The organism is Methylobacterium sp. 77 (assembly GCF_000372825.1).
Classification (GTDB): domain Bacteria; phylum Pseudomonadota; class Alphaproteobacteria; order Rhizobiales; family Beijerinckiaceae; genus Methylobacterium.
Window position 1 is genome coordinate 2,089,468 of the sequence record NZ_KB910516.1, and the last position, 24,227, is coordinate 2,113,694.

At 64.6% G+C, this 24,227-nt stretch carries 19 protein-coding genes and 1 tRNA gene; 11 read left to right on the plus strand and 9 right to left on the minus strand.

What is annotated here, in order from left to right; all coding sequences use genetic code 11:
- Nucleotides 1-24: 24 nt before the first annotated feature.
- Nucleotides 25-912, minus strand: a complete 888-nt coding sequence (moxJ, locus tag A3OK_RS0109945) for a methanol oxidation system protein MoxJ (protein WP_019904722.1) — start codon at nt 910-912, stop codon at nt 25-27.
- Nucleotides 913-1,151: 239 nt separating this feature from the next.
- Nucleotides 1,152-3,032 (minus strand): methanol/ethanol family PQQ-dependent dehydrogenase, encoded by a 1,881-nt coding sequence (locus A3OK_RS0109950; RefSeq protein ID WP_026597098.1) that lies wholly within the window; start codon nt 3,030-3,032, stop codon nt 1,152-1,154.
- A gap of 619 nt (nt 3,033-3,651) precedes the next feature.
- Here A3OK_RS0109950 and A3OK_RS0109955 point away from each other — a divergent pair.
- Nucleotides 3,652-3,873, plus strand: a complete 222-nt coding sequence (locus A3OK_RS0109955) for a hypothetical protein (RefSeq protein WP_019904724.1) — start codon at nt 3,652-3,654, stop codon at nt 3,871-3,873.
- A gap of 336 nt (nt 3,874-4,209) precedes the next feature.
- Nucleotides 4,210-4,950, plus strand: a complete 741-nt coding sequence (locus A3OK_RS0109960) for a trypsin-like peptidase domain-containing protein (RefSeq protein ID WP_245259336.1) — start codon at nt 4,210-4,212, stop codon at nt 4,948-4,950.
- 15 nt (nt 4,951-4,965) lie between these two features.
- Here the strand turns inward: A3OK_RS0109960 and A3OK_RS0109965 are convergent, their stop codons facing one another.
- Both A3OK_RS0109965 and A3OK_RS0109970 read right to left on the minus strand, forming a co-directional pair.
- Nucleotides 4,966-5,223, minus strand: coding sequence for a hypothetical protein (locus tag A3OK_RS0109965; protein WP_019904726.1), 258 nt, complete (start codon nt 5,221-5,223; stop codon nt 4,966-4,968).
- Nucleotides 5,224-5,292: 69 nt separating this feature from the next.
- Complete coding sequence (locus A3OK_RS0109970) at nt 5,293-6,705, minus strand: amino acid permease (RefSeq protein ID WP_019904727.1); 1,413 nt, start codon at nt 6,703-6,705, stop codon at nt 5,293-5,295.
- Nucleotides 6,706-7,169: 464 nt separating this feature from the next.
- On the opposite strand from A3OK_RS0109970, the gene A3OK_RS0109975 reads away from it, so the two are divergent.
- Both A3OK_RS0109975 and rocF read left to right on the plus strand, forming a co-directional pair.
- The gene (locus tag A3OK_RS0109975) at nt 7,170-8,210 is read left to right on the plus strand and encodes an ornithine cyclodeaminase (protein ID WP_019904728.1); all 1,041 of its coding nucleotides are present in this window, start codon (nt 7,170-7,172) and stop codon (nt 8,208-8,210) included.
- A gap of 92 nt (nt 8,211-8,302) precedes the next feature.
- Nucleotides 8,303-9,232, plus strand: a complete 930-nt coding sequence (rocF, locus tag A3OK_RS0109985; protein WP_019904730.1) for an arginase — start codon at nt 8,303-8,305, stop codon at nt 9,230-9,232.
- Between the two features lie 135 nt (nt 9,233-9,367).
- Here the strand turns inward: rocF and A3OK_RS0109990 are convergent, their stop codons facing one another.
- The 4 genes from A3OK_RS0109990 to A3OK_RS0110005 form a co-directional block, all read right to left on the minus strand.
- Nucleotides 9,368-9,640, minus strand: coding sequence for a hypothetical protein (locus A3OK_RS0109990; RefSeq protein ID WP_019904731.1), 273 nt, complete (start codon nt 9,638-9,640; stop codon nt 9,368-9,370).
- A gap of 1 nt (nt 9,641) precedes the next feature.
- Nucleotides 9,642-10,295: an RNase A-like domain-containing protein gene (locus A3OK_RS24565; RefSeq protein WP_245259337.1), complete on the minus strand. Its 654-nt coding sequence runs from the start codon at nt 10,293-10,295 to the stop codon at nt 9,642-9,644.
- A gap of 164 nt (nt 10,296-10,459) precedes the next feature.
- Entirely contained in the window at nt 10,460-11,872 is a 1,413-nt protein-coding gene (gene glnA, locus A3OK_RS0110000; protein WP_019904733.1) for a type I glutamate--ammonia ligase, read from the minus strand.
- A gap of 221 nt (nt 11,873-12,093) precedes the next feature.
- Nucleotides 12,094-12,432, minus strand: coding sequence for a P-II family nitrogen regulator (locus A3OK_RS0110005; protein ID WP_003600526.1), 339 nt, complete (start codon nt 12,430-12,432; stop codon nt 12,094-12,096).
- Between the two features lie 261 nt (nt 12,433-12,693).
- Here A3OK_RS0110005 and A3OK_RS0110010 point away from each other — a divergent pair, with 261 nt between their 5' ends.
- Both A3OK_RS0110010 and A3OK_RS0110015 read left to right on the plus strand, forming a co-directional pair.
- Nucleotides 12,694-14,184 (plus strand): bifunctional ADP-dependent NAD(P)H-hydrate dehydratase/NAD(P)H-hydrate epimerase, encoded by a 1,491-nt coding sequence (locus A3OK_RS0110010; protein ID WP_026597101.1) that lies wholly within the window; start codon nt 12,694-12,696, stop codon nt 14,182-14,184.
- Nucleotides 14,185-14,601: 417 nt separating this feature from the next.
- Nucleotides 14,602-15,528: a calcium-binding protein gene (locus A3OK_RS0110015; protein WP_019904735.1), complete on the plus strand. Its 927-nt coding sequence runs from the start codon at nt 14,602-14,604 to the stop codon at nt 15,526-15,528.
- A gap of 237 nt (nt 15,529-15,765) precedes the next feature.
- Here A3OK_RS0110015 and A3OK_RS0110025 read toward each other — a convergent pair whose 3' ends face one another.
- A complete protein-coding gene (locus A3OK_RS0110025; protein WP_026597103.1) occupies nt 15,766-17,325 on the minus strand; it encodes a multicopper oxidase family protein in 1,560 nt (519 codons plus the stop codon).
- A gap of 216 nt (nt 17,326-17,541) precedes the next feature.
- Between A3OK_RS0110025 and A3OK_RS0110030 the strand changes: the two genes are divergently transcribed.
- The 5 genes from A3OK_RS0110030 (at nt 17,542) to lon (ending at nt 24,172) form a co-directional block, all read left to right on the plus strand.
- Nucleotides 17,542-17,626: transfer RNA gene (locus A3OK_RS0110030), tRNA-Leu, on the plus strand.
- 174 nt (nt 17,627-17,800) lie between these two features.
- Complete coding sequence (tig, locus tag A3OK_RS0110035) at nt 17,801-19,237, plus strand: trigger factor (RefSeq protein WP_026597104.1); 1,437 nt, start codon at nt 17,801-17,803, stop codon at nt 19,235-19,237.
- 130 nt (nt 19,238-19,367) lie between these two features.
- Nucleotides 19,368-19,994, plus strand: a complete 627-nt coding sequence (locus A3OK_RS0110040; RefSeq protein ID WP_026176059.1) for an ATP-dependent Clp protease proteolytic subunit — start codon at nt 19,368-19,370, stop codon at nt 19,992-19,994.
- 222 nt (nt 19,995-20,216) lie between these two features.
- A complete protein-coding gene (clpX, locus tag A3OK_RS0110045) occupies nt 20,217-21,488 on the plus strand; it encodes an ATP-dependent Clp protease ATP-binding subunit ClpX (protein WP_019904739.1) in 1,272 nt (423 codons plus the stop codon).
- 254 nt (nt 21,489-21,742) lie between these two features.
- Entirely contained in the window at nt 21,743-24,172 is a 2,430-nt protein-coding gene (gene lon / locus A3OK_RS0110050) for an endopeptidase La (protein WP_019904740.1), read from the plus strand.
- Nucleotides 24,173-24,227 lie beyond the last annotated feature (55 nt).

The following is a 24,227-nucleotide window of genomic DNA, read 5'->3' on the forward strand; positions in this document are numbered from 1 at the left end:
GCGACGCGGGACAGGGTTGGACAATCAGTTGGAGGCGGCGGTGGTGGGCACGCCGTCCTGGCGCAGGATCGCCTCGATCCGTGGCCTGGCCTTGGTGATCGCCGCGTCGAGAGCGGTCTTCAGCGCCTGGTCGTCACGCCGGACGCCCATGGACTGGTCGAAGCTCTGGGGCATCTTCTGGCCGTCGCTGCGCATCGTGTCGTCGGGCACGGGCGTCATGCGCAGGGGCTGGCTCGAATCCTTGACGTAGCGGGCGACGTCCGGGGCGAAGGCCACGGCGACGTCGGCCTTGTTCGCGACGACTTCGCTGACCATCCGGGCCGGATCGATCTGAGTGTAGGTGTTGCGGGCCGCGCGGAAGTTCACCAGCGAGTAGAGGTAGGCCATGTCCTCTTCGTAGCGGCCGATATCCTTCAGCATCGCCTCGCCGGGCGTGCCGAAGCCGACGACCATGTGGTCGATCGTCTTGAGGCGCGGGTCGGTCCAGGACTTGATGTCGAGGTCCCTGTCCGCGCGGGTGATGAAGACGTAGCCGCTGCGGTAATAGGGCTTCGTCGCGAGGACGCGCGGGTCGTCGCTGTCGAGGCCGACCACGACGTCGCACAGCTTCTTGTCGAGGCTGTCCCGCACGAGATAGATCGCCGCCTTGTCGGACCAGACGAACTGCGCCTTGCGGCCCATGGCCTCCGCGACGGCGGAGACGATGCGGTTTTCGAGCCCTGTCCCGTCCTTCATCGAGAGCGGAGGCTGGTTGGCGGCGCAGACCCGGAGGACGCTGTCGCCCGACGCCTGGGAATCGGCGGCCTGTGTGCCGGTCTGAGCGACGGATACGCCGCCGAGGGCCAGTAGAACCGCCGCGGACAGGGCCGCTGCGGAGAGCGCCGACGTGCGGCGTCCGTTGACGAACGACATGGAGCATTTCCGTTTTTCTTGAGATGAGGCGTCGAGATCGCGGCGCGAAGTCTTGTGCGGTCTCGGGCCGCGAGCGTTCCGGCCGGGAAGGCTCGGGCGTGCGGTCACCCCGGCGGCGCGGGCATGGCGTGCCCAGGGGCCGAGGTTTTCGTCTCGCATTGTCCCCGCCGGCACGACGACCGGCGGGGACCTTGGCTGTGAGCGCGGACGAAAGTCCCGCTCGCAGCGTTGCTTGAGATTTACTTGGCGGCCGTCTGGTACTCGCCGATGCTCGGATCGTCGTAAGGACCCTTGCCGTTCAGCGAGAACACCATCACGCCGCCGCCCATCTGGGTGTAGTTGGCGAGTTTCTTGAAGGCACCGACCGCGCCGAGACCGGCCGTCGGATCCTGGAGGTCGAACACGAGGCCGACACCCGGCCAGCCGCCGACGCCGTAATAGATGGCGACGTATTGGTCACCCTTGTGGGTGTAGGTGATCGGGTAGCCGATGGCGCCGGACGGCATCTTGAACTTCCAGAGAAGGTCTCCGTTGTCCGAGTTGCGCGCCTTGATGTAGCCGTCCAGCGTTCCGTAGAACACGAGACCGCCGGCGGTGGCCGTCGTTCCGCCCCAGACGGCGAAGCGCTCCATCTTCTCCCATTTGAACTCGCCGGTGATGGCGTTGTAGCCCTTGATCTGACCCAGACCTTCGTAGTTCTGGCGATCGCCCTTCGGGCCGGGATACATGTTGAGTGTGGCGCCGACGAAGAACTGACCGGCACGGTAGGGAAGCATGAAGGGCTCCCAATCCATGCAGATGTGGTTGATGCCCATGAAGAAGAGCTTGCGCTCGGGATCGTAGGAATCGTGGCCCTGGTTGTGGTAGCCCATCGCCGAGGGGCAGACGTCCTTGGCGAGATGGTCCATCCGGGTGCCGTATTCGGGATCGCGCACCGGCTGACCGGTCTTCAGGTCGACCGACTTGAACACGTTGACCGTGTCGTCGATCTTGTTGGCCGAGACCAGCGAACCGTCGGTCCGGTCGAGGGTGTAGACAATGCCGTTCCGGTCCGGATGGGTCAGGAGCTTGCGGTCCTTGCCGTCCTTATCCTTCTGGTTCGACAGCATCATCACGTTGACGCCGGCGTAATCCCACTCGTCGTGCGGGGTCTTCTGGTAGCCGAACTTGGCTTCACCGGTATCGGCGTCGCGGCCGAAGATAGTCATCGTCCACTTGTTGTCACCGGGACGCATGGTCTCGTTCCACGGCGCCGGGTTGCCGGTGCCGAAATAGATCAGGTTGGTGCCGGGATCGTAGGCGTACCAGCCCCAGTTGGTGCCGCCGCCGATTTTCCAGGCATCGCCCTCCCAGGTGGAGGTGCCGAGGCCCTTCTGACCGTAATGGGCGTTCTTGACGTTGAAGTCGGAGGCCAGCAGCAGGTCCTTGTCCGGGCCGGTCGCATAGGCGCGCCAGACCTGGGAACCGGTCTTCACGTCATAGGCGGTGAGGTAGCCGCGCACGCCGAGCTCGGCGCCCGAAGACCCGATGATGACCTTGTCCTTGACCACGTAGGGAGCGATCGTGAGCGTCGAACCGACCTTGATGTCGGAATTCTCGACCTTCCACACTGTCTCGCCGGTCTCGGCATTGAGCGCCATGACGTTGCCGTCGAGCAGCGTCTTGAGGATCAGGGCCGGGGTCTTGCCGTCGCCGGGCCAGTAGGCGAGGCCGCGGTTCACGAGATCGCAGCAGGCTACGGCGCGGGCGGCCGGGTTCTGCTTGGGCTTGTCTTGCCACAGGATCTTGCCCGGATCGTCGAGGCCGAGCGCGAACGTGTTGTTCGGGAAGGAGGTGTGGATGTACATCTTGTTGTCGACGACGACGGGCGCGCCTTCGTGGCCGTTGAGCAGGCCGGTCGAGAACGTCCAGGAGACCTTCAGGTCCTTCACGTTCGTGGTGTTGATCTGCTTGAGCTTGCTGTAATTGTCCGAATCGTAGTTCTTGCCCGGCATCACCCAGTTTTCATCGCTGTTCGACAGATCGATGAGCTTGTCGTTAGCTGAGGCGATCCCTGACAATCCGATCGGCGCCAGGGCCAAAACGGCCAGCACCGAGACTGAATTCAGTAACCTGTTCATTCTGCGTCTCCTGCCCTTCTGCTGCGTGCTCGTCCCGTGAGGGCCGGCCGCAGCCATTGCTTTCGCCGCTTCAGCAAGAAATCGGTCGATCTGATGATGTAAAATCGTATTCATAAGACTAACCTGACTTTGGTCGTTCTTATAAAAGATTTATTACTGATCCATCGGCTAGCTATATAATCATTTGATTTGCCTGATGTCTTTAGCCACTTCAACCTTTTTTTACAGGATGATTTGGCAACTGGTTCGGTGCATTTATGCAGTCCGTTCACCATTGTTGTCGTCGAACTCGACTTGTCTCTCGACCCGGAGAAACGAATTTTGCGTCGATTGTGAAAGACGTCGCGCGGATCGTGCGCGAGTCGTTCGGCGCAGGCTCCGGTGAGGGAAAAATTTGCAGGGGCAAGGGCCGAGGATCAGACCCGCGCGTTTCGAATACAATCGCGGTTCAGGAAAACCGTCCTCTTGTCGCGAGCCTAAGCTTTACTCGCGGCCGCTCGGCGCTAAAATGGAGTAAGGTTGGAAACAAAAACGAGAACAATCGATGCTGAGAAGAACAAGTGCACTCTTGTTTTGCCTAATTGTCCTGCCGTCGATTGCCGAGGCAGCACGATTGACGATGGACGACAAGGTGTCGCGTTGGCCGCGCGCCTCCACTGACGAGAAGGTCGATTTCGCGACCCGCATGGGCAAGGCGTTTTCGAGTCTGAACGCGGAGCTCGACCAGAACTACTTCATCCGCTGCCTGGAAGAGACGGCGAACATCGGCAATCCCGGCGACATCAAGCTGGAATCGGCCGTGAAGATATGTGTGTCCGTCAAGAAGGATCCGCCGGAATAGGTGGCAGGCGGATACGGTCCTCAACCGTTTCGGCCAGCCCGGATAACCGCTCGGTAGGGTGTCCCGGCGGTCGAGGATCCGCTTGTCCGGGGCACGGGATCGTCTCGAACCGCCCTCCCCCCGGACCGGGCGGCGATGGCGCAGCATCAGCATTGGTTGACGTCGCAGATGATTCATGTCGCAGCCGAACGCCGGTTTTGCCCGAAGCGGAGAAGCCGGATCCGGCCGAGATGGATATCGGCCCGGATAGGGATGTGCCTGATCGGGTTGGCGGGTCCGGGATTCGGGCCGTCGAGGGAGGAATGGATCGGCGCCGCGGCGGCGGAAGAACTCCGCATGGCGGCCCTGTATCCGCATGACGGTCGCCGCGACCTGACCGGAGCGGATATCACCCGATATCCCGGTGCGGGGGTCCTGTTCTGTCACCGCCGGCCCGATGGCATTCCGCAGAAGGCGGCTGCCGCCTGGCTCGTCGGCTCGCCGCGCCTCGTGGTGCTCAACGCCCATAACTTCCGCAACCGGCGGATGGAGGTGACGCGGGAGGTAGAGGATTGCTTCTTCCAGATCGGCGGCCGCAACTACACGTTCGTCCCGTCGAGCCTTCGCCTCGGCGCGGCCTCAGACGCCAAGGCTCTGCACATCACCGACGATTGGGCGCTGATCGACCTCGTCGAGCCTGTCGTGGGGGTTCCGCCGCAGCCGGTTCCCGAAGCGCCCGCTCTCAAGACGGGCACCGCCGAAATTCCGATCGTGATGGTCTCGCCCGGCGGACACGAGAATTATCGCGGGCCGAGCAGCACGGAGACGTGCACGATCCAGCAGGTCGACACGCCGACGGAGGACGACATCCGCCGCGTCCGGCACAATTGCAACGACGGCTTCGGCGGTTCCGGCTCAGGCCTGTTCGACCTGTCGGCGCGTCTCGTCGCCATGCAGAGCGCGTCGCTCTCGATGAACTCGCGACGGCCCTTCGACCTCGATTTCCACTACGGCTCCGCCCTCCTGTTCGAGGGCGCCCTGCTGGAGGCGATCAGACGAGCGGTCGAGGCGGACGATGCCGGGTCCAAGACCCGATGAATCGGTCGGCGCACATCAATGCAGCGTCGGTCCGGATTCCGGTGCGACGGCGATGACTTCGGAGAACGGAAATTCGAGAACGGTCTCGCCGGATTCGTCGGTGACGACGAGGACCGCTCCCATCAGCCGCGCCTGAGCCTCCGTCTCGCTCATCGTCGCCTGAATCGTATCGCGTGCGACCTCCCAGGCATGGTCGGCATCCCTCAATTCAGTCCCGGTGGCATCGGTGATGACCTCCCGGCCGATATGGGTGTGAAAGAAGAAGCGGGGCATCGTCGCGCTCGACCGGGTTTCAGGGACAACCGATCGTCAACTGGAAATTCCAGGCGGGAAGCGCAAGCCTCATCGGCCCGCCGAGGCCGGCCGATCGAGGTCTCGGGCCCTCGCGAGGCGGGAATGGCGCAGCGAGTAGGCGGCGTAGATCGCGAGCGCGACGGCGATCCAGACTGCGAAGAGCAGGTAGGTGTCGCGCGGTAGCGCGGCGATGAGGGCGAGGCAGCAGCCGAGACTGGCGATCGGCACGAACGGAAAGAACGGAACCCGGAATCCTCGCGGAAGATCGGGTCGCGTCCGGCGCAGGATGATGACGCTGAGGGATACGGCCGCGAAGGCGACCAGCGTGCCCATGCTCGTCAGATTGGCGAGCACGTCGAGGGGAACCAGCGCCGCGAGCAGGGCGACGAAGAGGGCCACGAAGAGCGTGTTGCCGTTCGGGTTCCGGGTTCGCCGATCGACCCTCTGGAAGACCTTCGGCAGCAGCCCGTCCCGGCTCATGGCGAAGAGGATGCGGGTCTGGCCGTACATCGTCACCAGGGTCACCGAGAAGATCGAGATCACGGCGCCGATGGAGAGGACGAGGGCCGGCCATGCCGTTCCGGTGACGTTTCGCAGGATCACCGCCAGGCCGGCATCCTGCCCCGAAAACAGGGTCCAGGGCTGGGCGCCGATCCCCGCGAAGGCGACGAGGAGGTAGATCGCGGTGACGATGACGAGGGAGAGGATGATGCCGAGGGGCAGCGTCCGGGCCGGATCACGCACCTCCTCGCTCGCCGTGGAGATCGTGTCGAGCCCGATATAGGAGAAGAAGATCGTCGAGGCGGCGGTGGCGATGCCGGCCCAGCCGAAGGGCGCGAAGGGCCTCAAGTTCTCGGGCCTGAAGGCCGTCAGGGCGACGATGGCGAAGAAGACCAGCACCGCGAGTTTCACCAGCACGAGAACCGCGTTGATCGCGGTGGATTCGGCCGCACCGCGCAGAAGCAGCAGGCCGCACAGGGCGATGAGCACAACGGCAGGCAGGTTGACGTAGCCGCCACGGCCGGGAGGCTGGCTAATGGAGGCCGGCATGGTCCAGCCGACCAGGGCCGCGAAGATCTCGTTGAGATACTGCCCCCACCCCACCGCGATGGCCGAGGCGGAGACGGCGTATTCGAGGAGGAGGCAGGCCCCGACCAGGAAGGCGGCGAGTTCGCCGAGGGTGGCGTAGGCATAGGAATAGGACGAACCCGAGAGGGGAAGGGCCGAGGCCAGTTCGGCGTAGCAGAGCGCGGTGAGCCCCGCCGTGACCGCTGCCAGGACGAACGAGACCAGGATGGCGGGGCCGGCCTCCGGCACGGCGGCGCTCAGGATCACGAAGATGCCCGTGCCGACCGTCGCGCCGACGCCCAGCATGACGAGGCGGAACAGGCCGATGGATCGTTCGAGGGGAGGCGTTCCGGCGCCGACCTCGGTCGGGTCCGCCACCGGCTTGCGCCTCATCACGGCAGCCCGCCACTCGCCGCCCGATCCGATCCGCGACCACACTGCAACGATACCCCATGGCGCCTGAGACGAAGGCGTGCCGGCGACAATGCAGGTTTCCCTCCGCAAGGGCTATGCCGCCATCCGGATTCGCCTGTATTGGCCTTTGTCGCTTCAACGAAGTGAAAAGAAGATGTTCGAGGCTGGTTCTTTTGTCTCCTCAAACATGTAATGCGTGTTCCATTCGGGAAGCGCCCGGAACGGCCATGTCCGATCCGTATGCGGGATCGATGCCGGGATCACTCTCCCCCTGCCGGAACGACCTTTTCGCACGGTCTCGAGAGGCGGGGATCGCGTGGACGGCGGATGGTCGACATCGAGCACGGTGTCTGCGCGCAGGCGTGGCGGTGCGACGAGGATGGAAATGGCCGGGCCGCACATAGCCGCCGTGGCAGCTTCAAGGTTTAAGGAAATGCGGCACCATGTCGGTTAATTTGAACGTCGTTCCCTTCGTCAGCGTCGACAACATGATGAAGCTGGTCCTCGCGACCGGGATCGAGCGGTTCCTCACCGAACTGGCCGCCACGATCGAGGAGGATTTCCGGCGCTGGCACGTGTTCGACAAGCAGCCTCGCGTGGCCTCCCACAGCGCCGAGGGCGTGATCGAACTGATGCCGACCAGCGACGGGACGACCTACGGCTTCAAATACGTCAACGGGCACCCGAAGAATGCCCATAGCGGACGCCAGACCGTGACCGCCTTCGGTGTGCTGGCGGATGTGGGCAACGGCTATCCCATGCTGCTCACCGAGATGACGATCCTCACGGCGTTGCGCACCGCCGCCATGTCGGCGGTCGCCGCCAAGTACCTCGCTCCGAAGAGCGCGCGGACCATGGCGATCATCGGAAACGGCGCCCAGGCTGAGTTTCAGGCGCTGGCCTTCAAGGCCCTCCTGGGCATCGACGCGTTGCGCCTCTACGACATCGATCCCGCCGCGAGCGCCAAGTGCCGGCGCAATCTCGCCCGCTTCGGTTTCGACATCCGCATCTGCTCCAGCACCGAAGAGGCCGTGGAGGGGGCGCAGATCGTCACGACGGCGACGGCCGACAAGCAATGCGCCACCATCCTCACCGACAACCTCGTCGGACCCGGCATCCACATCAACGCGGTCGGCGGCGATTGTCCGGGCAAGACGGAATTGCATTCCGACATTCTCCGGCGGTCGGACATATTCGTCGAATATGCTCCTCAGACCCGGATCGAGGGCGAGATCCAGCAATTGCCCGCCGATCACCCGGTCACCGAGTTGTGGCAGGTGATCGCGGGTGAGGCGGTGGGTCGCCGCGACGGCCGTCAGATCACGCTGTTCGATTCCGTCGGCTTCGCCGTCGAGGATTTTTCGGCCCTGCGCTACGTGAGGTCGGCGCTCACGGGCACACGCTTCTTCGACGATCTCGACCTGCTCGCCGACCCCGACGATCCCCGAGACCTGTTCGGGATGCTTCTGCGTGCGGAAGCCTGAACCGGCGGCGATGGTGCCGCCCTTCCATGACCTCGCGGCCCGTGCCTTCGCGGATGCCGCGCTCATGAACTATCGATTCGGAGAATGAACGCATGGACGAGAAACGCTGCATCCTCATCGGCGTCCCGGTCCAGGATGGTACGCGCCGCCTCGGCTGCGATATGGGACCGAGCGCCTACCGGGCGGCCGGATTCAGTGAGACGCTCGTATCACTCGGGCTGATCGTCGAAGATCGCGGCAACATCGCCCCGCCACGCGGGGCGGCGGTCGACCATCCCAACCCGAACCTGACCAAGCTGTCCGAGTTCGCGCTCTGGACCGAGGCCCTCTCCGAGGCCGCCTATCGGGCGGCGAGCGAAGGGATGCCGATCTTCCTCGGCGGCGACCACAGTCTCTCGGCGGGCTCGGTATCGGGAATGAGCCGGCGCGCGGCCGAGGAGGGGCGCGAGTTGCATGTGCTCTGGCTCGATGCCCATCCCGATCTCCACACCCTCGAGACGACGACGAGCGGCAATCTCCACGGCGTGCCGATGGCCTATGCGCTCGGCCTGCCGGGGTTCGATCCCTACCTGCCGCCGCCGGTGGCGCCGGTGAAGCCCGAGAACGTCTGCATGATCGGCCTGCGCAGCGTCGATCCGGCGGAGCGGCGGACGATCCGCGAGGCGGGAATCACGGTCCACGACATGCGCGCCATCGACGAATTCGGCATCGGCGTTCTGCTGAAGGCCTTTCTCGAACGCGTGGCTGCCGCCGGCGGGTGGCTGCATGTGAGCCTCGACGTCGATTTTCTCGAACCCGCCATCGCGCCGGGCGTCGGCACCACCGTTCCGGGCGGCGCCACGTTCCGCGAGGCGCATCTCGCCATGGAGATGCTGCACGACAGCGGCCTCGTCCGCAGCCTCGACCTCGTGGAGCTCAACCCCTTCCTCGACGAGCGCGGCCGCACCGCGATCCTGATGACGGATCTCGCCGCTAGCCTGATGGGACGCAGCGTCCTCGACCGCCCGACGCGGAGTTTTTGACCGACCGGGTTCACACCTCTGCGTTGACAGGCGGTACGCGTGACTCTCCCCACAAGGGGGAGAGAGCCGCGCATCCCGCGAAATGTGCGATTATCGTAGGCTGCCGACATCCGCGCAGGGCGAACGAAACGGCATTTAGAGCCGATCGCGGGCGCCGATCAAGAACCCGCGCAGGTCCTGCACGGTGGGAAAGTAGATGTCGGCATCAGTCTCGTTCCACAATTGCTTCAACGTCTCGTCGGAGGCCTCGCGGAGGGCGCGGTCGATGAACTGCCGCAGGCGTACACGCTCCTCGCTGCGAAAGAGGTTGAGAACAAAATCATACATCTCGTTGAGCGTCGGCGCGCCGCCACCGATGTCCTGCATGAACCAACGGCCGAACTTCAGGAATTCCGGGGACGCCTGCATGTCAATCTCCGTCGTTGCGCGGATAGGCGGTATGGATGCGGTACCCGCGCGGGTTGCCCGGATCGTGAAGTATAAAGATTCCGACACCGTAGGTCGTACGCATGTACGGCTCAAGCTGCCCCGCCGTGTAGGCTTCCCGCCCGGTTTTGTATCCAAAGCGGGACTTTAGGAATGCATTGGCCTTTGTCCCGGTTGCGACGTCATCAACTTCGGAGGCATTCTCTTTCAAGGTACGATTGATGAGGTCGTTAGCTGTCTCCACAGACTCGAACGAGCCATCTCGTCTAAGGCCATAGTCTACGAACAGGAACGTTCTTTTGCTAGCCTGGACACGAGCCAGCATTTGCGCATCTGACTTACCGACATGCTCGCGAAGCGTATGGCCGCCGCGCATCTCTTCTTCGTAGAGCAAGACCGTGTACCGACGGGTGGCGTCATCCGAGACTTGGGCGATCCGCGCATCGTCACCGGAATCATATCCATCGCCCGTACCGCCGTCGGTCCATTGGCCGCCATCCGGATGTCCAGCCGGCACGCGGGGTTGATCGGCGTGGTACGCACGGAGCGACAGACGCAACCGCTGAAACGCAACCTGAAGACGGCACGACGTGATCAGCCATTTCGCTTGCAGCAGCGTAGTTGTGCTCGACGACATCGGATTCACCCCCACGACCAAGCTATTATGCCTATAGAGGAATAATAGCATAATTTCAATCACGAAACCGGGGGGCCGAACGCGAAACGCCGGAGCCCCTTTCGAGGCCCCGGCGTCGCGAACTGTCCGAAAGGCCGGGCGTCGAGCGCCCGGCCGGTTCGCTCTCAGAGCGAGTAGTACATCGTGAACTCGACCGGATGCGGGGTCATCTCGTAGCGCATCACTTCCGTCATCTTCAGTTCGATGAACGAGTCGATCTGATCGTCCGAGAACACGCCGCCAGCTTTCAGGAAGCCGCGGTCGCGATCGAGGTTGGTCAGGGCCTCACGCAGGCTGCCGCAGACGGTGGGGATCTTCTTCAACTCGCGCGGCGGCAGGTCGTAGAGATCCTTGTCCATGGCCGGGCCCGGATCGATCTTGTTGATGATGCCGTCGAGGCCGGCCATCAGCAGGGCCGAGAAGGCGAGGTAGGGGTTGGCCATCGGATCGGGGAAGCGGACCTCGACGCGCTTGGCCTTCGGGTTCGTCGTCCACGGGATGCGACAGGAGGCCGAACGGTTGCGGGCCGAGTAGGCCAGCAGCACGGGGGCCTCGTAGCCCGGCACCAGGCGCTTGTAGGAGTTGGTGGACGGGTTGGTGAAGGCGTTCAGTGCCTTGGCGTGCTTGATGATACCGCCGATGTACCAGAGGCATTCCTGGCTGAGGTCGGCATACTTGTCGCCGGCGAAGATCGGCTTGCCATCCTTCCAGATCGACTGGTGCACGTGCATGCCCGAGCCGTTGTCGCCGAAGACGGGCTTCGGCATGAACGTCGCGGTCTTGCCGTAGCTCTGGGCCACGTTGTGGATCGCGTACTTGTAGATCTGCATGTGGTCGGCGAGCAGGGTCAGCGTGTCGAACTTCATGCCGAGCTCATGCTGGGCCGAGGCGACCTCGTGGTGGTGCTTCTCCACCTTGACGCCCATGGACTGCATGGCGGCCAGCATCTCGCCGCGCATGTCCTGCGCCGAATCCTGCGGCGGCACGGGGAAGTAGCCGCCCTTGGTGGCGACGCGGTGGCCGAGGTTGCCGCCCTCGTAATCGGTGAAACCGTTGGTCGGCAGTTCGACCGAATCGAGCTGGAACCCGGTATGGTACGGGTCGGAGCCGAACTTCACGTCGTCGAACACGAAGAACTCGGCCTCGGGGCCGACATAGATCGTGTCGCCGATGCCGGTGGATTTGAGGAAGGCCTCGGCGAGCTTGGCAGTGCTGCGCGGATCGCGCGAATAGGGCAGGCCGGACGAGGGCTCGAGCACGTCGCAGACGATCGACATGGTGGAGGCCGAGAAGAACGGGTCCATGCAGGCGGTCGCCGGGTCCGGCATCAGCAGCATGTCGGATTCGTTGATCGCCTTCCAGCCGGCGATCGACGAACCGTCGAACATCGTGCCTTCGGCGAAGATCTCTTCATCGACGAGGGACACGTCGAAGGTGACGTGCTGCCACTTGCCTCTGGGATCGGTGAAGCGGAAATCGACGTACTTGACGTCGTTGTCCTTGATTTCCTTGAGGACCTGATCGGCGGTCTTTGCCATCCCTGTGTCTCCTTCGAGGCTCGGCCTGTTTCGGCCGTGGTTTTGCCGCGCCACGCGGTGGCGTGCCGCGGAATGGGAAGGGGCGTACGCGAAGGGACTTAGCTTCTGGGACGGCGCGAGGCTAGAGCCGTGCGCGACCGGATTGTAACAGGCCGGTGCCTTCGGCTGCCATTGTCCCGCTCATCCTCGCCGCAGGCGGGCCGCCGCCTCTCCGGACAGGGCTAGATGGCGTCGGTGCCGGTCTCGCCGGTGCGGATGCGGATGGCTTCCTCGATCGTCGAGACGAAGATCTTGCCGTCGCCGATGCGCCCGGTCTGGGCCGACTTGCGGATGGCTTCCACGGCGCCTTCCACGAGGGCATCGGAGAGGACGATCTCGAGCTTCACCTTGGGCAGGAAGTCGACCACGTATTCGGCGCCGCGATAAAGCTCGGTATGGCCCTTCTGCCGGCCGAACCCCTTGGCTTCGATCACGGTGATGCCCTGAAGGCCGACCTCTTGAAGGGCCTCCTTCACCTCGTCCAGCTTGAATGGCTTGATGATCGCTTCGATCTTCTTCATGCCGAACGGGCCTGACCTGAATGCTGCTCCGGGTCCTTTTCCTACCATCGTGGCCGAGCCTCCGCCACGCCGTTTTCCCGGAGACGGGTGTTAAATTGCCCATTCGGTAGGCATTGAATGCAAATCGTTTCAGCCAAGCTGGCAGAGCGCCTGAAATAGCGGCGCGGCCTGAGCGGTGCGCAGGCAAAGCGCCAAGCTTGGAAGTTGCGTTCGGAAACCAGGGCTTGGACCGGGTCTGAAAACACACGCCGAGGGTGCGGAATGCCGACACATCGTTTGTTCACCGTCGAGGCGATGCGCCGGCTCGATGCCGCCGCCATCGCCGCGGGCACTCCCGGAATCGAGCTGATGCGCCGGGCCGGTGCGGCCGTGGCCGAGACGGCGACCGGCCTGGTGGCCGCATTGTCGCGGATCCTGGTCCTTTGCGGCCCCGGCAATAACGGTGGCGATGGTTTCGTTGCGGCGCGCCTCCTCGAACGGGATGGCCATGTCGTCAATCTCGTCTGCACGGTGCCGGTCGAGAGCCTGACGGGCGATGCCGCCCTGGCCGCCGCCGAATGGGAAGGGCCGGTTCTGTACGATGCCGAGCCGGAGGGCGCGGCCCTCGTCATCGACGCCCTGTTCGGGGCGGGCCTGTCACGCGACCTCGACGGCTTGCCGAGAATGCTGATCGAGCGGGTCGCTGCCGCCGGCGTTCCGGTTCTGGCCATCGACGTTCCGAGCGGCATCGACGGCGATACCGGCGCGTTGCGCGGGATCGCGCTGAAGGCCGTGGCGACGGTCACCTTCGTCGCGCTCAAGCCGGGGCACCTGCTCCAGCCGGGACGCAGCTATTGCGGCGACCTTCATGTGGCCGATATCGGCATGGCAGACGTCGCTCTGGACTCTTGTCTCGACGGGACGCCCCTGCTGTGTCGCAATGGACCGGACCTCTGGGAGGATCGCTTCCCGAAGCTCGAAGCCGGCAGCCACAAATATACCAGGGGCCACGTCCTCGCCCTCTCCGGCCCCGCCTACAAGACCGGGGCGATCCGGCTGGCGGCACGGGCGGCCCTGCGCATCGGCGCCGGCCTCGTCACCATCGCCTCCCCTGCCGCCGCCATGGCCGAGAACGCCGCGCATCTCACCGCGATCATGCTGACGCCGTGCGAGACGGCCGACGACCTCGACGATCTCCTCGTGGACGAGCGCCTCAACGTCATCCTCGCCGGCCCCGGCCTGGGCAGCGGCGAGGCGACCCGCGAGCGGGTCGCCGTGGCGGCCGGCGTCGGGAGAAGCCTTGTCCTCGACGCCGACGCGCTCACGAGCTTCAAGGGCGAGGTCGCCCCATTGTCGAGCCTCATCGCGGATGGCGGGGGCCAAGCGGTGCTGACCCCGCATGCCGGAGAGTTCGGCCGCCTCTTAGCGGGCACGGACGCCGTCGACCCGCAGGCGAGCAAGCTCGAAGGGGCGCGACGGGCCGCGGCCCTCATCGGCGCCGTCGTCGTGTTGAAGGGCGCCGATACCGTCATCGCGGCTCCCGATGGGCGCGCCGCCATCAACGACCACGCCACCCCCTATCTCGGCACCGCCGGTTCGGGCGACGTTCTCGCCGGCCTCGTCGCCGGCCTGCTGGCGCAGGGCATGCCGCCCTTCGAGGCCGCCTGCGCGGCGGTTTGGCTCCATGGAGATGCCGGGTTGCGGCATGGGCCGGGCCTCATCGCCGAGGATCTGCCGGAAATGATGCCGAGGGTTCTCGCCGGCCTGCGGTGACGGTCGACCGCCTCGGCAAGGGTGTGGACGGAGGTCCGGCTCGTCCGGATCGATGAGCCACGCCGTCCCGGTCCGGACGAAACTATTGGAATAAGGAGGGTTTTATCAATGAATCGGAACTAGAATGGGGGAGTTATCTACCTCCCGTATCGGAAATGCCAAGTGTCGACGTTCTCTTTTACCTATAACGGCGATTATGATCCCCTCAACATGGTCACCTTGAGGCAGGACGGGTCCAGCTCTTCGACCGGTCCGAATGGAGTTCACTCCTTTGGGCCCTATGCATCGTGGAATTTCGTTTTCAATAACGATTTAGACACTAGCAGGGGTGGAGCGTACTTCATCGATGCGAACAGGAGCGAGGCTGGATTTCCCGGATACGCGACTAAACCGACCGAATACTCGGTCTCGGCCGACATGTCGGACAACACGGCCGCGGTCTATCTCGAGGGCGGTAATTTCGGCGATATCCTGCGGGCAGGCTCCGGCGCCGATACCCTGAAGGGGGGAGGTGGAAACGACGTGCTGGAAGGCGGCGTGGGTGCCGATAGGATCGAGGGCGGCTCGGGTATCGACACGGCGAGCTACGAGCATGCTGGCGGCGGTGTTTACGTAAGGCTCGACTCGATGGTCGGTTACGGTGGCGAGGCTCAGGACGACGAGCTCTTCGACATCGAGAACCTGGCGGGAAGCGCCTTCGCCGATTCCCTGATCGGAGACGACAACAACAACACCCTTCGCGGCAATGGCGGGCTGGACGACATCGCCGGCCGGGACGGTGACGACCGGATCGTCGTGTCCTCGACGCCCGGCTCCGTCGGTGGTGACGGGGGCGAGGATGTCCTCATCGTGATGGGCGGCGGCACCGTCAGCCTCGGCTGGATGAATTTCGACGGCATCGAGGCCGTCTATGTCCGCAACGACACCCATCTCCACATGACCGACGTGCAGGTCGGGAGCAGGATCGTCTCGCAATCGACCTCGGGCCGCGCCGTCGAGATCGTCGGCACGTCGGGCAACGACACGATCAAGAGCGGCAAGGGCTGGGATACGATCGATGGTGGCACAGGCAGCGATAGGCTCTTCGCAGGCACGGGTGCCGACAGCTTCCGGTTCGAGGCCGGCTTCGGACGCGATAACCTCTACGGCCTGGACTTGAACGCCGATCACATCCTCATCGACGTCGCCGGTGTCGGCGATATCGTGCTCCGCTCATTGAATAACGGCCGCCACACCCTGGTGACGTTCGAGGGCGTGGAAGCCGGCAACAAGATCATCCTGCACGACATGAACGTCGACGATGTCCGTGACGCTCAAAATGAGCTGTTCCTGTTCGGCGCCTGAAGGTCTGCAGATCGGATGTCTCGGCGCGCAGTCGATCATCCCAGCAGACCACCTCATCCTGAGGTGTCCTTCGCCTCGGCGAAGGGCCTCGAAGGAGCCCTCCAGAAGCCACTGCGATATCTGGAGCCCTCCTTCGAGGCCGCTACGCGGCGCCTCAGGATGAGGTAAAGCCTTGAGGAAACAACTCGAGCGGCTCTGAGCAAATCGGCGGCGGTCGCGGTGAGCGGCGCCCGTCCCTCACGTCACCTCGAAGCTCGTCCACAGCCCGGTGTCGAACCGCTCCAGCACCGTGGAGCCGATGACCCAGCGACCCGGATTGTCCGCCTTGAAGGCGATCCGGGCCATGCGTCCCTCGAGCAGCTGGAACGTGTCGAGCCAATAGGGCTCCCAGCCGTCGTCAAGGGGGTGGAGCAGCCGGAACGCGTGGCCGTGCAGGTGCAGGGCCTGCGGGAAGGCGGTGTCGTTCCGGATCGCGAGGACCACCACCTGGCCGCGCTTCACCGTGAACGACGGCGCGGTGCCGGCCGCACCGGTGATGCCGTTGATGGCCCAGACCCGGTTCGGGTCGCCCGAATAGACCGGTTCGGCACTGGGCTTGTCCTTGTCGAGCTTGGCCCCGCCGGTGATCGCGATGTCGCGACGGACGGCGTTCTGGAGCTTCACCTCCGCGGGCAGAAGCTTGTTCTCGCCGATGGGGGCGATCGGCGGGCGCTTCTCCGTGATCGGCTCGCCCTTGGTCGTGAGCGTCGCCAGCACGAGGCCGTTGCCGACCAGGGCGTTGACGCTGACGTTCGCGCCGATCTCGGTCGGCATGTCGAGCATCAGGTCGTAACGGGTGCCGGGGGGGAAAGGCAGGGTCGCCCGCAAGGGTTCGAACGTGTCGGTGGGCTGGCCGTCCACCGCCACCACGTAGACCTTGGCGCCCTCGAAGCGGATGCGCGTGCCGCGAGCATTGCAGACGTTGCCGAGACGCAGGCGGACCCGCGAGCCCGGACGGACCTCGATCGCTTCCGGGACCGGTTTGCCGTTGATCGTGACGAGGTTGCCGAGCCGCCCGGAGGCGGCGGCGAAGGCGACCTGCCCGAACGGCATCAGCGCGCCCGAATCCTCCAGCCGCCAATCCTGCATGAGCAGCGCGAGATCCTGATCGAGGGAGGGCGGAACCGTCTCCTCGATGATCAGCGCGCCAGCGAGGCCGCGCCCCGAGGGTTCGCTCGAACCGCCGATCAGAAGCGGCCGGATCAGGAAGGTGCCCGCGTCCGGCGGCACGAAGGAATAGGTGAAATCCGCGCCCGGCGCGATCGGCGGCTGGGTCACGCCGCCGACGCCGTCCATGGGGTTCTGGTTGCGCACCCCGTGCCAATGGAGCGAGAGCGGCTTGTCCGTCCGGTTCTCGACGCGCAGGCGGACGGTGTCTCCGAGCTTCGCGCGGATCACCGGAAGGCTGGATTTGCCGCCGCCGATCCCGCCGTCGAAAATCCAGACCGCCGTTTCCGTCGCCGGCTCGGGCTTGAGCCGGTTCTTGCCCGGACCGGCGACGAGCGGGCGCGGCTCCGGCAGGGGGTCGGCGGGCTTGGCCGGAGCGGGGTTGGCCGGAGCGGGAGCCGCCTTGGGCGCGGCTTTGCCCGATCCGGCTTGCGCCTCCGCGCGCCGCACGAAGGCCGGTCCGACGAGGCCGATGGTCGCCACTCCCCCAAGAAGGGACCGGCGGGACAAGCCGCTCGTCTCCGGCGGAGGCTCGGTCGACGGTAAGGTCGTGAGCGAGGAGCGGGCATTCGTCGGATCGGAAACTGGCATGTCACCTTCGGATGTCGGCATGTCACCTCGGGCCGGGATCAACGGACGGGCGGCCGTATCCGGTGGGTCGACCCGCTTGTAGACGGCGTCCTCGCGCATCGCCAACCACTGCCTGCCCGTGAAGTTCAGCGCCTTATTTTTTTGCTGCGGTCTCGCGCCCGCATGCTATAGGACCGCGCTCTGGCGGCTGAAAAGGCGCGCCGGGCGTTGGCGCTTGCGGGCGTGGCGGAACTGGTAGACGCGCTGGATTTAGGTTCCAGTGATGAGAGTCGTGGGGGTTCGAGCCCCTCCGCCCGCACCAGCCTCCGCCGTCGGGAACGGATTGGCTCACAGCGATGGCCGGCCCGCTCTGCCGCTCGGAGTCGGCTCCCGGTCGGGCGCGCTTCTTCGAATGCCGCCTGTGGTGTCGCGTTTCTTCGGCGGCGCCATCTGAGATTTTTTGACCGATCACACGGACGACAGCGGGAAGACGACGATGCAGGTGACCGAGACACTCTCCCAGGGTCTGAAGCGCGAGTTCCAGGTGCTTCTGGGCGCCAAGGAGCTCGAAGAGCGCCTGACGACCGAGCTGTCCACGCTCAAGGACAAGGCCCAGATCAAGGGCTTCCGTCCGGGCAAGGTGCCGGTCGCCCATCTGCGCAAGCTCTATGGCCGCTCGGTGATGGCCGACGTGCTGCAGAACGCGGTCAACGAGGCCAACCAGAAGATCGTCGCTGACAACAATCTGAAGCTCGCTCTCGAGCCGAAGATCGAGTTCCCCGGCGAGGCCTCCATCGTCGACCGCGCGCTGACCGCCAAGGACGACGTCTCCTTCAACGTCGCCCTCGAAGTCCTGCCGAGCTTCGAGCTCGCCGACCTGTCCGACGTCACCCTGACGAAGCAGGTCGCCAAGCCGAGCGACCAGGAGATCGACGAGGCGATCGATCGCATGGCGTCGTCGAACCGGGCGTTCACGCCCAAGGACGAGGGTGCCGAGGCCGCGACCGGCGATCGCGTCACCATCGACTTCGTCGGCAAGATCGACGGCGTCGAGTTCGACGGCGGCAAGGGCGAGGGTGTCGATCTGGAGCTCGGCTCCGGCTCCTTCATTCCCGGATTCGAGGACCAGGTCATCGGCGCCAAGGTCGGCGATTCGCGCGTGGTGAAGTCGACCTTCCCCGAGGCCTACGGTGCCGAGCACCTGGCCGGCAAGGATGCCGAATTCGACGTGACCGTCACGGCGATCCAGGCTCCCGGCGAGAGCAAGATCGACGACGAGCTCGCCAAGGGTTTCGGCATGGAATCTCTGGAGAAGCTGAAGGAGGCCGTCGCCGGCGCCCTCGGCGGCGATTTCGAGGCCCAGTCGCGCCGCAAGCTCAAGAAGGAGCTGCTCGACGCCCTCGACGGCAAGTATGCCTTCGATCTGCCCCCGAGCCTCGTCCACCAGGAATTCGCGGCCGTCTGGGCCCAGGTTGAACAGGACCTGAAGACCCGCGGCAAGACCTTCGAGGACGAGGGGACCACCGAGGAGAAGGCGACGGCCGAGTACCGCAAGATCGCCGAGCGTCGCGTGCGACTCGGCTTGGTGCTTGCGCAGGTGGGCGAGACCGCCGATATCAAGGTAAGCGACGAAGAGGTGAACCAGGCCCTGATCGCTCGTGTCCGGCAATATCCCGGGCAGGAGCAGCAGGTCTGGGACTTCTACCGGAAGAACGCACAGGCCCTGGCCGAGCTTCGCGCACCGCTGTTCGAGGAAAAGGTCGTCGACCACGTCCTCGCCCAGGTGAAGCTCGTCGAAGAGCCCGTCTCGAAGGAAGCTTTGTTCGCTGACGAGGATGCCGAGGCGGCCAGCGCCGGATCGGCCGAGTCGGCGGCGGACGAATCCCAGGCTCCTTCGAGCGACGAACTGCCGGCCGTTGCCAAGGCCGATTGAGCCCGAGGCTCCGAAAGGGCGGCGGGCTCGGATGTAAAGGCGGCGTTCACCGCCGCCATAGTTCGCTGACACGTCCGTGCCGCGCGTGATTCGCGCGGCCGGACCCCTTGAAGCCTGGGGTACGAGAATGATGAGAGATCCGGTCGACTATTATAACAGCGCACTCGTGCCCATGGTGGTGGAGCAGTCGAGCCGCGGCGAGCGTGCGTTCGACATCTATTCCCGCCTCCTGCGCGAGCGCATCATCTTTCTCACCGGCCCGGTCGAGGATTACGGCGCTTCGCTGATCGTCGCGCAGCTGCTGTTCCTCGAAGCCGAGAACCCGAAGAAGGAAATTTCCTTCTACATCAACTCGCCCGGCGGCGTGGTGACGTCGGGCCTGTCGATCTACGACACGATGCAGTTCATCCGCTGCCCGGTTACGACGCTCTGCGTCGGTCAGGCCGCCTCGATGGGATCGCTGCTGCTCACCGCCGGTGAGCCGGGACACCGATTCGCCCTCCCCAACGCGCGGATCATGGTCCACCAGCCGTCCGGCGGGTTCCAGGGTCAGGCGACGGATATCCTGATCCATGCCCGCGAGATCGAAGCGCTGAAGAAGCGCCTCAACGAGATCTACGTGAAGCATACCGGCCGCGACTACGACACCATCGTCCAGGCGCTGGAGCGCGACAATTTCATGACCGCCGATGCGGCCAAGGAATTCGGTCTGATCGACGAAGTCATCCAGAAGCGCCCCGAGCCGGCCGCTGCCTGACGATAACCGCGCCGTGGCCCCGCTATGGCCCCGGCGCGTCCTTTAGAGGCAACCCATGAGAGTGGCTTTGCCTTGATCCCGTCGCGGCAGCATGCTTGCATCGCGAGTCTGACCTACCGGCAGAAAGCGCGCAGGTGACTGTTTCTTTAGGCGGGCACCCTTAGATCTGAGAGATGCGCGTGCGCCCCGGGGCTGGCGTCGCACCCGCGAACGGAGACCGACATGAGCAAGACTGGCGGCAACGACTCGAAGAGCACGCTGTACTGCTCGTTTTGCGGCAAGAGCCAGCACGAGGTCCGCAAGCTGATCGCGGGCCCGACGGTGTTCATCTGCGACGAGTGTGTCGAACTGTGCATGGACATCATCCGCGAGGAATCGAAATCCTCCCTGGTGAAGTCGCGCGATGGCGTGCCTACGCCGAAGGAAATCCGCCGCGTCCTCGATGATTATGTCATCGGTCAGGATTTCGCGAAGAAGGTCCTCTCGGTCGCGGTCCACAACCATTACAAGCGCCTCGCCCACGCCTCGAAGCACAACGACGTCGAGCTGGCGAAGTCCAACATTATGCTGATCGGGCCCACCGGCTCGGGCAAAACCCTGCTCGCGCAGACGCTGGCGCGCATCCTCGACGTGCCCTTCACCATGGCCGACGCGACGACGCTCACCGAGGCGGGCTATGTCGGCGAAGACGTCGAGAACATCATCCTGAAGCTGCTCCAGGCCTCCGACTACAACGTCGAGCGGGCGCAGCGCGGCATCGTCTACATCGACGAGATCGATAAGATTTCGCGGAAATCCGACAACCCCTCGATCACCCGCGACGTGTCGGGCGAAGGCGTGCAGCAGGCCCTTCTGAAGATCATGGAAGGCACCGTCGCCTCCGTGCCTCCGCAGGGCGGACGCAAGCATCCGCAGCAGGAATTCCTGCAGGTCGACACGACCAACATCCTCTTCATCTGCGGCGGCGCGTTCGCCGGGCTGGAGCGGATCATCTCGGCCCGCGGCAAGGGCACCTCGATCGGCTTCGGCGCGACCGTGCAGGCACCGGACGACCGCCGCACCGGCGAGATCTTCCGCAATGTCGAGCCGGAGGATCTGTTGAAGTTCGGTCTGATCCCGGAATTCGTCGGTCGTCTGCCCGTGCTGGCGACGCTTGAGGACCTCGACGAGGTCGCCCTCAAGCGCATCCTGCAGGAGCCGAAGAACGCCCTGGTGAAGCAGTACCAGCGGCTGTTCGAGATGGAGAACGTGGACCTCACCTTCCAGGAGGAGGCTTTGTCCATGGTGGCCCGCAAGGCCATCGAGCGGAAGACCGGCGCCCGTGGTCTGCGCTCGATCCTCGAGACCATCCTGCTCGAGACGATGTACGATCTGCCCGGCCTCGACTCGGTGGAGCAGGTCGTGATCGGTCCCGAGGTGGTGGAGGGCAAGTCTCGCCCGCTCTACATCCACGGTGATCGTAACAAGGACGTTCCGGCGAGCGTCAGCGCCTGAAGGCGTCGAACGGCGGCATGGGATTTAGCCGCCGAAATGGTCCGGGGAGAATTCTTGAAAAAGCCCTCCCCGGCTTCCATCTGAATTGTCAGACGCGACGGCCGCGCGCTCACCTTCTGAGGTGCGGTGTCCCGCCTCCAGCCTCACAGTTCAACGATGCTTCCGACCCCGCGATGCGGTCAGGTCGGCCCGTGGCAGGATGCTTGCTCATTTCGAGGAGCTAAAGCCCGGAGTCCATCAAGAGGAAGTCCGACATGACCCAATCGAAATCTCGCCAGCCGGTCGTCCCGGGTTCGACGGGCTCCTACGCCGTCTTGCCATTGCGTGACATCGTCGTCTTCCCGCACATGATCGTGCCGCTCTTCGTCGGCCGCGAGAAGTCGATCCGCGCCCTCGAAGAGGCCGTGCGCACCGACCGTCACATCCTGCTGGCCACTCAGATCAATGCCAGCGACGATGATCCGTCGACGGATGCGATCTACAAGATCGGCACGCTCGCCAGCGTGCTGCAGCTCCTGAAGCTTCCCGATGGCACCGTGAAGGTGCTCGTCGAAGGTGCTGGCCGTGCCAAGATCACCCGCTTCAGCAAGTCCGACTCGTTCTACGAGGCCGATGTCGAGACGCTCACCGACGAGCTCGGCGATCCCGTCGAGGCGGAGGCGCTCGCCCGCTCGGTCATCTCCGAGTTCGAGAACTACGTGAAGCTCAACAAGAAGATCTCGCCCGAGGTCGTCTCCGCCGTCACGCAGATCGACGAGCCCTCGAAGCTCGCCGACACGGTGGGCTCGCATCTCGCGGTCAAGATCGCCGACAAGCAGGCGATCCTCGAAATCCCGACGGTGGCCGAGCGCCTCGAGCGCGTGCTGTCGTTGATGGAGAGCGAGATCTCCGTGCTCCAGGTGGAGAAGCGCATCCGGACCCGCGTGAAGCGGCAGATGGAGAAGACCCAGCGCGAGTACTACCTCAACGAGCAGATGAAGGCGATCCAGAAGGAACTCGGCGATTCCGAGGACGGCAAGGACGAGCTCGCCGAACTCGAGGAAAAGATCGAGAAGACCAAGTTCTCGAAGGAGGCCCGCGAGAAGGCGACGGCCGAGCTGAAGAAGCTCCGCCAGATGTCGCCGATGTCGGCCGAGGCGACGGTCGTTCGCAATTACCTCGACTGGATGCTCGGCATCCCGTGGTCGAAGCGCTCGCGGATCAAGAAGGATCTGCTCGGCGCCCAGACCATGCTCGACCACGACCATTTCGGTCTGGAGAAGGTCAAGGAGCGGATCGTCGAGTATCTCGCCGTGCAGCAGCGCGCCAACAAGCTCACCGGTCCGATCCTCTGCCTCGTCGGTCCTCCCGGCGTGGGCAAGACGTCACTCGGCAAGTCCATCGCCAAGGCGACGGGACGCGAGTTCGTGCGCATGTCGCTGGGCGGTGTGCGTGACGAGGCCGAGATCCGGGGCCACCGTCGTACCTATATCGGTTCGATGCCCGGCAAGATCGTCCAGTCGATGCGTAAGGCGAAGACCTCGAATCCGCTCATCCTGCTCGACGAGATCGACAAGATGGGCATGGATTTCCGCGGCGATCCGTCGGCGGCGCTCCTCGAGGTGCTCGACCCCGAGCAGAACGGCACGTTCAACGATCACTACCTGGAGGTGGATTACGACCTCTCGGACGTGATGTTCGTGACGACGGCGAATACGCTGAACATCCCGGCGCCCCTGATGGACCGCATGGAGGTGATCCGCATCGCCGGCTACACCGAGGAAGAGAAGCTTCAGATCGCCCGTAAGCACCTCATCCCGGGTGCGGTGAAGAAGCACGGTCTCACGGTCAAGGAATGGGAGATCGACGATTCCGGCATCCTTATGCTCATCCGCCGCTACACGCGGGAAGCGGGCGTGCGTAACCTGGAGCGCGAGATCTCGAACCTGATCCGCAAGGCGGTGAAGGAGATTCTCATCACCAAGGTGAAGTCGGTGGCCGTCACCGAGGAGAATCTTCCGAACTTCCTCGGCGCGCCGAAATTCCGCTATGGCGAGATCGACGAGGAGGATCAGGTCGGTGTGGTGACGGGGCTGGCCTGGACCGAAGTGGGCGGCGAGTTGCTGACCATCGAGGGCGTCATGATGCCGGGCAAGGGCAAGATGACGGTGACGGGCAACCTGCGCGACGTGATGAAGGAATCGATCTCGGCTGCGGCGAGCTATGTACGCTCCCGCGCTCTCGATTTCGGCATCGAGCCGCCGCTGTTCGAGCGTCGCGACATCCACGTCCACGTTCCCGAGGGGGCGACTCCGAAGGACGGTCCGTCCGCCGGTATCGGCATGGCCACCGCCATCATCTCGACCCTCACCGGTATCCCGGTGAAGAAGGATGTGGCGATGACCGGTGAGGTCACTTTGAGGGGCCGCGTGCTCCCCATCGGCGGCCTCAAGGAGAAGCTGCTGGCCGCCCTTCGCGGTGGGATCAAGACGGTCCTGATCCCGGAGGAGAATGCCAAGGACATCGCCGAGGTGCCCGACAGCGTGAAGAACGGGATGGAGATCATTCCCGTCTCGCGGATGGATCAGGTGCTGCAGCACGCCCTGGTGCGGGTGCCGGAACGCATCGAGTGGGAGGAGCCCCTCCCCGTCGCTCGCAGGCCGGTGGTCGGCGAGGACGAGCCGACGACGGTGATCGCGCACTAAAGGCGCGGAACCTCAGAACGGAGAAGGCCCCGGAGCATCCTCCGGGGCCTTTTCG